The organism is Rhodococcus sp. EPR-147, from assembly GCF_001647185.1.
Taxonomy (GTDB): domain Bacteria; phylum Actinomycetota; class Actinomycetes; order Mycobacteriales; family Mycobacteriaceae; genus Rhodococcoides.
Genome location: NZ_LVCU01000461.1, coordinates 1 through 11,885 on the forward strand (window position 1 = coordinate 1; position 11,885 = coordinate 11,885).

General features: G+C 65.4%; 15 protein-coding genes and 1 pseudogene. 6 read left to right on the plus strand and 10 right to left on the minus strand.

What is annotated here, in order from left to right; translation table 11 throughout:
* The 3 genes from hisD to A2J02_RS20015 all read right to left on the minus strand — a co-directional run.
* A partial coding sequence (gene hisD, locus A2J02_RS20005) for a histidinol dehydrogenase (protein WP_068052640.1) occupies window positions 1–818 on the minus strand: 818 nt, incomplete at its 3' end.
* 89 nt (window positions 819–907) lie between these two features.
* Window positions 908–1,426: a DinB family protein gene (locus A2J02_RS20010; RefSeq protein ID WP_068052643.1), complete on the minus strand. Its 519-nt coding sequence runs from the start codon at window positions 1,424–1,426 to the stop codon at window positions 908–910.
* Between the two features lie 21 nt (window positions 1,427–1,447).
* Window positions 1,448–1,915 (minus strand): SRPBCC family protein, encoded by a 468-nt coding sequence (locus A2J02_RS20015; protein ID WP_068052645.1) that lies wholly within the window; start codon window positions 1,913–1,915, stop codon window positions 1,448–1,450.
* A gap of 82 nt (window positions 1,916–1,997) precedes the next feature.
* On the opposite strand from A2J02_RS20015, the gene rhtB reads away from it, so the two are divergent.
* The 3 genes from rhtB to A2J02_RS20025 are packed head-to-tail and all read left to right on the plus strand — an operon-like array spanning window position 1,998 to window position 3,162.
* On the plus strand, window positions 1,998–2,624 hold the full coding sequence (rhtB, locus tag A2J02_RS20020) for a homoserine/homoserine lactone efflux protein (protein ID WP_068052647.1): 627 nt from the start codon (window positions 1,998–2,000) through the stop codon (window positions 2,622–2,624).
* Between the two features lie 11 nt (window positions 2,625–2,635).
* Window positions 2,636–2,782: a hypothetical protein gene (locus A2J02_RS27855; RefSeq protein WP_156516311.1), complete on the plus strand. Its 147-nt coding sequence runs from the start codon at window positions 2,636–2,638 to the stop codon at window positions 2,780–2,782.
* Window positions 2,779–3,162 (plus strand): YchJ family protein, encoded by a 384-nt coding sequence (locus tag A2J02_RS20025; protein ID WP_068052650.1) that lies wholly within the window; start codon window positions 2,779–2,781, stop codon window positions 3,160–3,162. Before A2J02_RS27855 ends, A2J02_RS20025 begins: the two co-directional genes overlap by 4 nt.
* On the opposite strand, the gene A2J02_RS20030 is transcribed toward A2J02_RS20025, so the two are convergent.
* On the minus strand, window positions 3,159–3,575 hold the full coding sequence (locus A2J02_RS20030; RefSeq protein WP_068052654.1) for a DUF5997 family protein: 417 nt from the start codon (window positions 3,573–3,575) through the stop codon (window positions 3,159–3,161). The two genes, A2J02_RS20025 and A2J02_RS20030, sit on opposite strands and share 4 nt — an antisense overlap.
* 78 nt (window positions 3,576–3,653) lie before the next feature.
* On the opposite strand from A2J02_RS20030, the gene A2J02_RS20035 reads away from it, so the two are divergent.
* Window positions 3,654–4,637: a LysR family transcriptional regulator gene (locus A2J02_RS20035; RefSeq protein WP_068052660.1), complete on the plus strand. Its 984-nt coding sequence runs from the start codon at window positions 3,654–3,656 to the stop codon at window positions 4,635–4,637.
* An 80-nt stretch (window positions 4,638–4,717) separates the two neighbouring features.
* Window positions 4,718–6,589, plus strand: coding sequence for an HNH endonuclease signature motif containing protein (locus A2J02_RS20040; protein ID WP_082899535.1), 1,872 nt, complete (start codon window positions 4,718–4,720; stop codon window positions 6,587–6,589).
* 53 nt (window positions 6,590–6,642) lie between these two features.
* On the opposite strand, the gene A2J02_RS20045 is transcribed toward A2J02_RS20040, so the two are convergent.
* From A2J02_RS20045 to nadA, 5 genes are all read right to left on the minus strand, one after another.
* Window positions 6,643–6,825, minus strand: a complete 183-nt coding sequence (locus tag A2J02_RS20045; protein WP_068052666.1) for a hypothetical protein — start codon at window positions 6,823–6,825, stop codon at window positions 6,643–6,645.
* 66 nt (window positions 6,826–6,891) lie between these two features.
* Complete coding sequence (locus A2J02_RS20050) at window positions 6,892–7,266, minus strand: RNA-binding S4 domain-containing protein (protein WP_068052669.1); 375 nt, start codon at window positions 7,264–7,266, stop codon at window positions 6,892–6,894.
* A gap of 33 nt (window positions 7,267–7,299) precedes the next feature.
* Window positions 7,300–8,175 (minus strand): carboxylating nicotinate-nucleotide diphosphorylase, encoded by an 876-nt coding sequence (gene nadC / locus A2J02_RS20055; RefSeq protein WP_068052672.1) that lies wholly within the window; start codon window positions 8,173–8,175, stop codon window positions 7,300–7,302.
* A gap of 1 nt (window position 8,176) precedes the next feature.
* Window positions 8,177–9,745 (minus strand): L-aspartate oxidase, encoded by a 1,569-nt coding sequence (locus tag A2J02_RS20060; protein WP_068052675.1) that lies wholly within the window; start codon window positions 9,743–9,745, stop codon window positions 8,177–8,179.
* Window positions 9,742–10,800, minus strand: a complete 1,059-nt coding sequence (gene nadA / locus A2J02_RS20065) for a quinolinate synthase NadA (protein ID WP_068052678.1) — start codon at window positions 10,798–10,800, stop codon at window positions 9,742–9,744. The genes A2J02_RS20060 and nadA overlap by 4 nt, the downstream gene beginning before the upstream one ends.
* Window positions 10,801–10,867: 67 nt before the next feature.
* On the opposite strand from nadA, the gene A2J02_RS20070 reads away from it, so the two are divergent.
* The gene (locus A2J02_RS20070; RefSeq protein WP_197478081.1) at window positions 10,868–11,578 is read left to right on the plus strand and encodes an NUDIX domain-containing protein; all 711 of its coding nucleotides are present in this window, start codon (window positions 10,868–10,870) and stop codon (window positions 11,576–11,578) included.
* A gap of 10 nt (window positions 11,579–11,588) precedes the next feature.
* On the opposite strand, the pseudogene A2J02_RS28380 reads toward A2J02_RS20070, so the two are convergent.
* A pseudogene (locus tag A2J02_RS28380) lies at window positions 11,589–11,885 on the minus strand (DUF2567 domain-containing protein); the annotation flags it as partial.

Here is an 11,885-nt window from a genome sequence, read left to right on the forward strand (position 1 = left end):
TCGGCCTGGCTGATGAGGTCCGCTGCCACGTGAATCGGGTCCGCGGTGGCGTCGGCGAGAATCGCGATCTCGGTTGGTCCTGCCTCGGAGTCGATTCCGATGAGCGAGCGACACAGTCGCTTGGCGGCCGTGACGTAGATGTTGCCCGGACCGGTGATCAGATCGACCGGTGCCAACTCGCCGCCGTCGGTGTCGACGCCGCCGTAGGTGAGCAGCGCAACACCCTGTCCACCGCCGACGGCCCAGACCTCGTCGACGCCGAGCAGCTGCGCCGCAGCCAGGATCGTCGGGTGCGGCAGGCCGCCGAAGTTCTTCTGCGGCGGCGATGCCACCACCAGAGAGCCGACGCCTGCGATCTGCGCGGGCACCACGTTCATCACGACCGACGACGGATACACGGCGTTGCCGCCGGGCACGTACAGGCCGACGCGATCGACGGGGATCCAGCGTTCGGTCACCGTGCCGCCGGGTACCACCTGGGTGGTGTGGTCGGTTCGACGCTGATCCGAGTGCACCAGACGGGTTCGTTCGATCGCGACCTCGAGAGCAGCGCGAACATCGGAATCGAGCTCGGCGAGGGCCTTGACCAGTTCTTCCTGCGGGACGCGAATGCGATCCGGCCGGACGCCGTCGAACTTCTCACTGAACTCGAGCGCAGCCTCGGTGCCGCGTTCGCGGACGGCATCGACGACGGGGCGAACCTGATGCAGCACCGAATCGACATCCACTCCGCCTCGAGGAAGTGCGCCGCGTAGTTCGGCGGTGGATGGAGTTCGTCCGCGTAGATCGACGCGGGCGAGCTCGATGCGGGCAGGCATAGTGGGCCCCTTCGTGAAGTCGGTTCGGTGCCGGGGTTCGGTCGAAACAGTGTGGTTCGAACACCCAGGATAGTTCCACCGAATTCCGCTCAGCCCCGCACGTCCCACAGATGATGGATGGGGTCGTGAATGTAGTAAGCGGCCAGTGATTCGACCGAGAAGTTGGATCCGTCGCTGCGCCGACCGGTCCGATGCCGATTCTCGGGCGGAACAGCGGCGAAATCGTCGGCAAGAGCGCGAGCGGCGTCACCGAGTTCCGACTCCACTGTCGCGGGATCCTGGGAGTTGTAGTCGTCCGCCAGCGCAGTGGCGTCCTGGTCCCAGTTCGCGAACTCGGGATCGTCCTCGGTCAGCACCAGCGCCAGCCGGGTACGGAAGATCCGGTGCGCGTCACGTACGTGCGCGGCGTACTCGAGGGCGGACCACGTCGAGTCGTCGGGTCGCAGTTCAACGTTATTGCGCCGCAGAACCGCTTCCCAACGCTCGACGTCGGCGCGAATCAGGTCCGGGATGTCGTCGTATACGACGGCACTCGAGTCGAACCCGCAATCCGGGCACGCTCGTTCGAGTACCCAGGTCCAGTTCTTGGTGTCGGGATCGATCGGCATGCCGGTCAGACTAGATGCAGGTCAGGCGTAGCGGGCGGCCAGGTTGTGCAGCGTGCTCTTGATGCCCTGCGCGTTCTTCTGCGGCATCTTGAACAGTTCCAGCATCTTCGGGGACTTCGCTGTTGCGTACTTGAAGCTCTCGGTGACCGTCGTCAGGCCGGGCTGCTTCTCCTCGAACTCCCAGCGCCAGCTGTGCCCCAGTGGATGCTGCCACTCGACGACCTTGTGCTTGTCTGCGTCGACGAACTCGGTGACGGTGCTGGTGATCTTGTACGGCACGCCGTACTGCTTCATGCCGACCGAGAATGTGGCACCGCTCCTGAGACGATCGGGGCCTTTGACGGTGTCCTTGACGGTTCCGGACCCGTCGAGTTCGCCGTGGCGGCGCGGATCGGCCACGATCGCGAACAATTCGGCCGCCGGCGCTCGAACCTCGGTCTGCTTGGAAACTTGCTGGGGTCCTGTGTCGATGGTTCTGATGTCTGCCATTCGGGAGGTCTACCCCGTCGCGCTGCGTTCGACACCCGCGGCCGGGCGGAATCGGAGTTGACGGGCGTAGTTCAATGAACGCATGTCCTGGTCAGTGTGGCTCGCATTCCTCGGCGCGAGCATCGTCATCAGTCTCTCCCCCGGTGCCGGTGCCATCGCGTCGATGTCCACCGGGCTTCGCTACGGCCTACGCCGCGGATATTGGAACATCTTCGGGTTGCAGATCGGGTTGCTCCTGCAGATCGGCATCGTCGCCGTCGGGCTCGGAGCCGTTCTGGCGAACTCCGCGCTGGCCTTCACCGCCATCAAGTGGTTCGGCGTCGCCTACCTGGTCTATCTGGGCGTTCGGCAATGGCGTGCGGCCCCCACCGATGTCGCCGACGCTCCAGCGGTGGCCGACCGCGGAACGACGATGCTCGCCCGCGGATTCCTCGTCAACGCGAGCAACCCGAAGGCGGTCGTCTTCATGGTCGCAGTGCTCCCCCAGTTCCTCGACCCGGCTCGACCCCTACTCGCCCAGTACCTCGCGATCGCGGCCACGATGGTGGCAGTCGACATGCTGGTGATGACCGGATACACCTCCCTGGCATCTCGGGTTCTGCGGCTGATGAAGTCGCAGCGCCAGCAGAAAACGATGAATCGCACGTTCGCCGGGATGTTCTTCGCCGCTGCGACGTTTCTCGCGACCGTCCGGCGCGTGACTCCGTGAGGAAATATCGCGTGATCATGAAGAACGCACTCGGCGGCGACCCGATCCGGATGGGACTGTTCGACACACTTCTCGAGGCCAACACGTGGATCCAGGACATCGGCAAGCGGGACGAACACGAACTGGGCACCTATACGGTCGAGGTAGTCGACAAGTGAGTCGGCGGTGTCCGTGTTCGAGCGGTGACACGTTCGACGCATGCTGCGAGCCGTATCTGCTCGGAGTAGCGAACGCACCGACGGCGGAGACACTGATGCGTTCGCGATTCACCGCGTTCGCCGTCGCAGACGTGGACTACCTCCGTAGATCGTGGCATTCCGACACCGCTCCGGCCGAGCTGGAATTGGACCCCGATCAGCGGTGGTATCGCCTGGACATTCTGGCAACCGACGCCGGTGGATTGTTCGACGACGCGGGAACCGTCGAGTTCCGAGCTCGATACAAGCATCCGGACGGGGCGGGCTCTATGAGTGAGGTGAGCCGCTTCGTCCGAGTGGACGGTCGGTGGCTCTACCTCGACGGGATGGTCTTGAGCTAGAGGTTGCGCAGCTTGGTCGGTCGGTTGCCCGACGTACGACGCGCTTCCTGCTTCTCCTTGATGCGTTCGGCATCCTTGCGCACCTGAATCTGGGTGCGACGCTCCCGGACGAGCCACTGCGGCGGGCTGGCGACGAGTTCTTCGATCGCCTCGTTGGTGAGCGCTTCGGTGACACCGCCGCGGGCCAGCCCCGCGATGGACACGCCGAGCTTCTTCGCGATGACGTCGCGGGGGAAAGGTCCGTTGGTCTGCAGGTCGGTCAACCACTGCGGCGGATCGCTGCGCAGTGCGTCCAGTTCGGACCTGCTGACCATCGAGTTCTGAAACTCTTCGGGTGCTGCGGGTAGGTAGATGCCGAGCTTGTTCGCCGCGGTCAATGGCTTCATGGTCTGCTGCTTGTTCTCCGGGCTCACCGGAACAGCTTATCCGGCCATCGGCACTCTCGACGCCACGGTCGCTCGCCGCCCGCGTCGTCCCATAGGCTCGACACCGTGAACATCGATGTGCAGACACTGCGCTGGTACGCGGCGGTGGCGCAGCAACTGCATTTCGCGCGCGCTGCTCAGTCACTGGGAATCTCGCGAATCCGCTTGAGCAAGACGGTGGTGGAACTCGAGGAACAGCTCGGCGTCGATCTGTTCGTGCCGGGGGCATCCCCCACCGAGCTCACTGCCGACGGCCGCGATCTGCTCGAGCGGGCGCTGGTGGAGATCGCCGAGGACGATCGACTCTCGGAACTCGCGCAGGTTGCTGCTGCCGAGCCGACGACGTTCACCATCGGGTATGCCGAGGGAGTGACGCTGACGAAATGGACGCGCATCTGGGCTGATCGGTTCCCTGATGTCACGCTCTCCGTGGTCGCGACCACACCCGAGACACAGGTGGCGGCGTTGCGCGACGGCACGGTCGATGTGAGCTTCGTTCGTCCGCCGATCGATCGCGAGGGCCTCAACGCGATCGGTCTCTACCAAGAAGTACAGGTCGTGGTGGTACCCAAGGACCACGCCGTCGCCGCATTCGATTCGGTCACCGCGACCGATCTCGCCGACGAGCACTTGCTCGCAGACCCCGCGACCGTGCCCGAATGGGCAGCTGTGGCAACCGAACTCACGACCGGCAATCGCCCGGAACTTCCGCCGATGAACTCCGCCGCGGAGACGTTCGAGTACGTGGCTGCCGGGCTGGGGGTGGCGATCGTGCCGCACTCGGTGGCGCGTTTCAACGCCCGTAAGGACCTCGTCTACCGCCCCGTGACCGACGTCGAGCAGTCGCAGATCGCACTGGCCTGGGTCGCCGAACGCGAGGACGACCGCATCGAGGAATTCATCGGCATCGTCCGCGGCCGCTCGACCCGCAGCTCACGCGGTGTATCGGACGAGGCACCGGTCAAGAAGAAGAAAGCGCACCCCTCCAAACCTGCTCGCCCCGTTGCCAAGACGAAAACGAACGCCCGACGCAGCGGGAAGCGTCGCTGAATCTGCACCCTCGCGCCGGCCCGAATCTTGGACGAACCTGTGTTCGAAAGTTTGTCGGTGGGTCGCGGTAGATTTCGATCATGCTTTCGGGGGACGGCGGATCAGGGGTGGACGGCATCGATACGGTGCCGCCTACCCTTGACGTGTCCGATCCCGAGTTGTCGGAACTGATTTCAGCGGTGGAATCAGCGGTCGCCGGTCTGGCCGGGCAGGCGTCGGTCGCGTGGTCGAACCCGGATCGGCGTGCGGTGATCCAACGCATGGAGATGCTGACACGGTCGCTGACCGCGTACTCGTACACCTCGCTCAACGAGCTGATCGCGCAGCACGGCCTCGACGTGTATCCGGGCTCGGTCCCGTCCTCGGTGGCGTGGATGCTGCGGATCACCCCTCGAGCAGCAGGAGCACGAGTCCGTCTGGCCGCGGAACTGGGTGGCCGGACTGCGTTCTCCGGAGAAGTACTGGCCCCGTTGCTGCCGCGGACAGCGCAAGCACTGCGGGCGGGGTTGCTCGATGCCAAGCATGTGCAGATGATCCGCGAATTCTTCCGCCATCTGCCCTCGAGTGTCGATCCGCAGACCCGCGACCTCGCCGAACAACAGTTGGTGGAACAGGCAGTGAAATTGCGGCCGGACGATTTCGCGCCGGTGGTGGCGTGCCTGGACGCGATGGTGAACCCGGACGGCGACAACGATGATGACGATGACGACGGAAACCCGCCGAAGCCGCGGAAGCGGAGGGATGCGTTCTTCTACCTCGGCGAGCAAGGGGTCGACGGGATGTCGGAAGGGAAATTCTGCGTCGACCCCGAACTGAGGGCCTACCTCGAGGCTCTGTTCTCCAAAGCCGCAAAACCGGGCATGTACAACCCCGCCGACGGCAAACCGATCGTCGACGACGAGAACGGAAGCGACGAGGACGACCAGACCTCGGGCGAGGATGCTGACGCACGACCGCAGCCCGGCACCACGCCCCGCGAAGCAGGGGCGAGTGATGCAGGATCGGGGGACTCCAATTCCGAGACACCACCGCTACCTGAGCGTAAAGACCGGTGGCGAAGTGATGCGGGACTCTGGGACGACGGTCCATGTGGCTGTGACGGCCATTGCGGTGACGGCCCTTGCGGTCACGACGAGTGCGGAGGCGGCATCGAATGCGGTTGCGGTACAGGCTCTGACGGCACCTCCTCCGACGGCCCTGCTGCCAGGCGTACCGCTGCCGGGCACGGCGATACCGAGAGCAGTGAGGCACGGGCCGAGGCGGCGGCGTCAACGCGCGAGGCCGCAGCCCAGCGTGACATCCGCACCCAGAACGAACGTCGTCACGACGCCCTGAAGCTGGCGCTCCGGCACACCCTCGCCTCCGGGACCCTCGGCACCCACCGAGGCCTGCCCGTCACCGCGATCGTCACCAAGAGCCTGAAAGATCTGGAAGCCGGCTGCGGATACGCGAAGACCGCCACCGGATCACGAGTGTCGATCCGCGACGCGATCCGCATGGCTTCCCACGCACACCACTACCTGACGATCTTCGACGACCACGGCAGAGCGTTGTACCTCGGCCGCTCCAAACGCATCGCCTCCGCGGACCAACGCATCGTGCTCATCGCCCGAGACCGTGGCTGCAGCTTCCCCTCCTGCACCCGCCCCGCAACCTGGTGCCAAGCCCACCACCTCACCGACTGGATCGACGGCGGCAACACCGACATCGACGGATTGACCTTCGGCTGCGACATGCACCACGCACTCGTCGGCACCGGACCCGGAAAGTGGGCAACCACGAAAACCGGAGCAGCACATCGCTATCCGGGCCGCACCCTGTGGCATCCACCGGCCGGGATGGACCCACGTAGGCGTGGGCTGATCAATCACGCACACCACCCCGAAGAGGTGCTGTACCCGCCCGACCAGCATGACGACACCGGCGACGAGGAACCACGACAACCCGCCTGACCACCCACACCAGTCTCAGGGCACAGCCCTGCCTGCACCCGCGCCGACGTGCCTCAGCGAACCGGGTGGCGCTTCCGATTGTGAATCAGAACAGCCACCCCGAGTCCCACCAACGTCAACAGAAGCGGTGCGGCGATGACGAGGGAAGCGTCGATCGCCACGAACAGAATGAGCAGCAACGCTGCTGCCAGGAAATATACGGCGGCGAAACGTGGAGTCCACAGGACAGAATCCATTCCACACCTCCTTGCGCGTACGAACTACGTGTCGTTACCGAAGGTAACTGAAAGAAGCCGGGTGCACTAGATACCCAGGCCCCGAAGTCGGTCGATCTCACGACGATCGCGCTTGGTGGGCCTACCCGCCCCTCGATCCCGTCTCGGTACGGAAGCCAGAACTTCTTTCGGGGGCGGCGGCGGACTGCGATCGATCAAGCACTCGGGAACGACCGCTGCGCCGACGCGTTTGCCGATGGCCCGCACCACGACGACGATCTTCTCCACTCCGTCGGACCGGAGCCTGATCTCGTCGTCGGGGCCGATGCGATGCCCGGGTTTGGCAGGAGTTCCGTTGACACGGACGTGGCCGCCGCGGCAGGCAGCAGCGGCGGCAGACCGCGTCTTGAACAACCGGACCGCCCAGATCCAACTGTCGAGGCGGACACTCTGAACTTCCATCTTCGAACGAATTCCTCACATTGCGAGGCTCGACTACATGTCCAGGCCGAGATCGAGCACTGTCACCGAGTGTGTCAGACCGCCGACAGCAAGAAAGTCGACCCCCGTGCGCGCATAGTCACGTGCCACGTCGACGGTCAGGCCACCCGAGGATTCCAGCTTCGTCTGCGGCGCGAACTTGTCTCGGCGCTGCACGGCCATCTGCGTCTGCCACAGCGCGAAGTTGTCCAGCAGAACGAGTTCGACGTTCTCCGCCAGCACCTGGTCGAGTTGCTCGAGGCTGTCGACCTCGACCTCGCACGCGATGTCGGGAGCCGCAGCCCGCACCGCGTTCAGAGCGGCGACGACCGAACCTGCCGCTGCCACGTGATTGTCCTTGATCAGCGCGGCATCGCCCAGACCCATCCGGTGATTGACGCCACCACCTGCGCGTACCGCGTACTTCTGCAGCGAACGCAACCCCGGCAACGTCTTTCGACTGTCCCGGATCTTGCACTCGGTGTCTGCGACCTCGGCGACCCAGCCGGCCGTCGCAGTGGCGATTCCAGAGAGATGGCAGACGATGTTGAGCATCGTGCGTTCGGCAGTGAGCAGACCCCGCGTCGGCGCCTCGACCGTCAGAACGGCCTGTCTCGGTTCGACCTCGGATCCGTCCTCGATGCGATGCACGACGGAGTATCCGTCGGCTCCGATCACCTCGTCGAGAACCAGGAGGCCGACGTCGATCCCGGCGATCGTGCCGAACTGGCGCGGAACCACCGACGCCGTGGTGACAGCATCCTCGGATACCGTCGCCAGCGTGGTGATGTCGGGTCCGAACCGCAGGTCCTCGTCGAGCGCGGTCCGGATCAGTGCGAGTACCTCGGCGCGATCGACGCCCGGGTTCACCTCGTTCGCAGTATCGGTCATGTCAGCGTGCTCCCGTCATCACTTCGTCGTTCACGATCGCCAACCGTCCATCGGGATCTCGTTCGATGTGCAGGCTTCGACGTTGCGCCGGTGCACTCTCGGGGAAATCCCGTCGGGTGTGGCACCCTCTGCTTTCGCGGCGGTGGTTCGCGGCCAGCACGATCACCTCCGCCGCAGCGGTCAACGCTGCGTCCTCGACGGCGCGCGCATCCACCGGCGGTTCCGATACCACGCCGTGCGCCAGAACACCCTGCGCTGCAACAAGACCCGCTGCATCTCGCACCACTCCGACCTCGGCGGTCATGGTTCGCTGCAGTACCGCGCGGTCGATACGGGAATACGTGGGCATTGCGACATCGGAAATGCTGCCGTGTCTGCCGACTCGTTCGACGGCCACGTAGGCCGCACGCTCACCGACGACGAGACCCTCGAGCAGACTGTTCGACGCCAACCTGTTGGCACCGTGCAAGCCGGTGCGCGCCACTTCACCTGCGGCGAGCAAGCCGGGAACCGAGGTGCGCCCGGATGTATCCGTCGCCACGCCCCCGCACGAGTAATGCGCTGCAGGTGCCACCGGAATCAGGTCTTTCGCCGGATCGATGCCGGCCTGTAGGCATGAGGCGGTCACGGTCGGGAACCGTTCGTGGACGCGTTCCACCGCGCGGGCATCCAGCAGAACGTGGTCGTCACCACGCTCGTGCAGCAGCTCGGCGATGGCGCGGGACACCACGTCGCGTGGCGCGAGGTCGCCGAGCGGGTGCACTCCCGCCATGAAGGCACGGCCGGTGACATCGACCAGGCGGGCTCCCTCTCCTCGCACCGCCTCGCTGATCAACGGGCGACGGCCTGTGGACCCGGCGGCGAACAGCACCGTCGGATGGAACTGCACGAATTCCAGATCCGCGATCCGAGCACCGGCGTCGAGCGCGAGTGCGATGCCGTCGGCCGTCGCGCCCGGCGGGTTGGTGCTGCACGAGAAGAGTTGTCCCAGTCCGCCGGTCGCGAGCAGCACCGTCGGGCAATGGACGACGCCGACACCGCGAGGCCCGCGCACGAGCAGACCGACCACCTCGCCGTGGGTGGTCAGTACCCGCAGCGCGGTCGTGTCGAAATGCACAGTGGGCACGGACGCGTCCAACGTGCGCTGCACCTCCGCTCCGGTGGCGTCTCCCCCGGCATGAACGATGCGACGAACGCTGTGGCCACCCTCGCGGGTCCGCGCAACGGTGCCGTCGGCCGCTAGGTCGAACTGAGCGCCCGCAGCTTCGAGCGAGGTGATCGCCGCCCGCCCGCCGGAGACGATGGAACGCACCGCGTCCTCGTCGCACAGGCCGGCACCGGCGACGCAGGTGTCGGCCACATGCGATTCGACAGAATCCTCGAGTTCGGGGCCGACGACCGCGATCCCACCCTGGGCGTACTGCGTCGCGGTGTCGGTGGAACGCCCCTTGCTGACGGTCAGCACCCGCATGCCGCGAGCTGCCGCCGTGCGAGCCGCGGTGAGTCCGGCAATTCCACCGCCGACCACGACGAGATCGGCCGCGGTTTCCCACGCGACCGATGGATTCACTCGCCGCCGCCAGGGGTGCCGATCTCGATCATCCGCTGCACCGACTTGCTCGCGATGTTCGCGGTCTCGAGGTCGACGTGCACCTCGTCGCGGCCCTCGACGAGGCAGCGCAGCAGAGCAGCAGGGGTGATCATCTTCATGTAGCCGCACGATGCGCGGTCGTTGACGGCGAGGAAGTCGACGTCGGGTGCAGCCATCCGCAGCTGATGCAGCATGCCGTTCTCGGTGGCGACCAGAACCTGCTTGGACGCGGTGGTGCGGGCAGCGTCGAGCATGCCGCCGGTGGAGAGGATCTTGACCTTGTCGGCGGGTACGAACCCCTCGCCTGCGAGGTACAGAGCCGATGTGGCGCAGCCGCATTCGGGGTGCACGTACAGCTCGGCATCGGGGTGGGTGCGAGACTTCTCGGCCAACTCGTCGCCGTTGATACCGGCGTGCACATGGCATTCTCCGGCCCAGATGTGGAGGTTCTCGCGCCCGGTCACGCGCTTGACGTGCGCGCCGAGGAACTGATCGGGCAGGAACAGGATGTCGCGGCCCGGATCGATCGACTCGACGACCTCGACGGCGTTCGACGAAGTGCAGCAGATGTCGGTCAGTGCTTTGATCTCGGCGGTGGTGTTGACGTACGAGACGACGACGGCGTCGGGAAAATCGGCCTTCCATTCGCGGAGCTGGTCTGCGGTGATGGAATCGGCCAGTGAGCAGCCGGCGCGCTGGTCCGGGATGAGGATCGTTTTCTGTGGGCTCAGGATCTTTGCCGTCTCGGCCATGAAATGAACTCCGCAGAACACGATCGTGTCCTCGGAGACCTCGGCGGCCATCCGCGAGAGCGCGAGCGAGTCGCCGACATGGTCGGCAACGTCCTGAATCGCAGGCAGCTGGTAGTTGTGCGCGAGCAGCGTCGCGCCGCGCAGATCGGCGAGCCGTCGAACCTCTGCCGCCCACTCGGGAGTTGCCTCCACTCCCCCGTAACCACCTGCTCCGTCGACGATGTCGCGAACTCCGGCGAATGCCGAGTCCAGGATGTTCACCCGGGTAGCGCTGCTGGTCATGACGGTTCTCCTTCACCGATCATCCGGTCGTCGGTGACCGAATTTCCTCCGAGGGAGTTTTCGACCTATGATCGAAAACGTGACCTATCGTAGCACCGTCCACGAAGTACTCATTGCGGTGTTCCAAGTTCGAGCCTTTTCCGACCCCGACGCCCCGGAACTGGCGGTGCTGCTGTGGCAGCGCGCCCTCGACCCCGAGGCCGGCACCTGGTCGCTGCCCGGTGGCACGCTGCGCGACGACGAGAACCTCGCCGCCTCCGCGCGCCGTCAGCTCGCCGAGAAGGTCGACGTGCGCTCGGTGGCGCACCTCGAGCAGCTGTCGGTCTTCAGCGAACCCGAACGCGTACCGGGAGATCGGCGGATCGCGTCGACCTTCCTGGGCCTGGTACCGATCTCGGCCGAGCCGACACTCCCCTCGGACACCGCATGGCACCCGGTTGCGGCACTGCCCGACATGTCGTTCGATCACGGAACCGTCGTCGCGCACGCGAGACATCGACTGGTCGCCAAACTGTCTTACACCAACATCGGATTCGCACTGGCTCCGGTCGATTTCGCGATCTCGTCGCTGCGCGCGATCTACGGTGCCGCACTCGGATATCAGGTCGATGCCACCAACCTGCAGCGGGTGCTGAGCCGGCGCGGTGTGATCGAACCCACCGGACGGCGCGCGCCGTCGGGCAAGGCCGGTGGCAGACCGCCTGCACTGTTCCGCTTTGCCGACAACAGCATTCGAGTCACCGACGAGTTCGCCGCATTGCGACCGCCCCAGGCGTGAACGGCTGCTGTCAGTCGGCTCGATTCGAGTCGAACGACGGTGGCGGCGGGAAGAACTCGACATCGAGGTCGTCCGGATCGGGATCGGTGTGTTGCAGATTGTCGTTGGGATTCATCGCCGCCAGAAGCATGATCACCAGCGAAGCCATCAGTGCCTGAACGATCAGCACCTGCGGAGTCTCGATACTGGGCGCAACGGTGACGATCGACCCGACCGCCGGGTCGGTCACCTTCGGAAACCGAAGAGCAGCAATACCGTTGCCCACCAGGATCGCAGCGACCGAGCCGGCGAGTGCGCCGACGAAGAC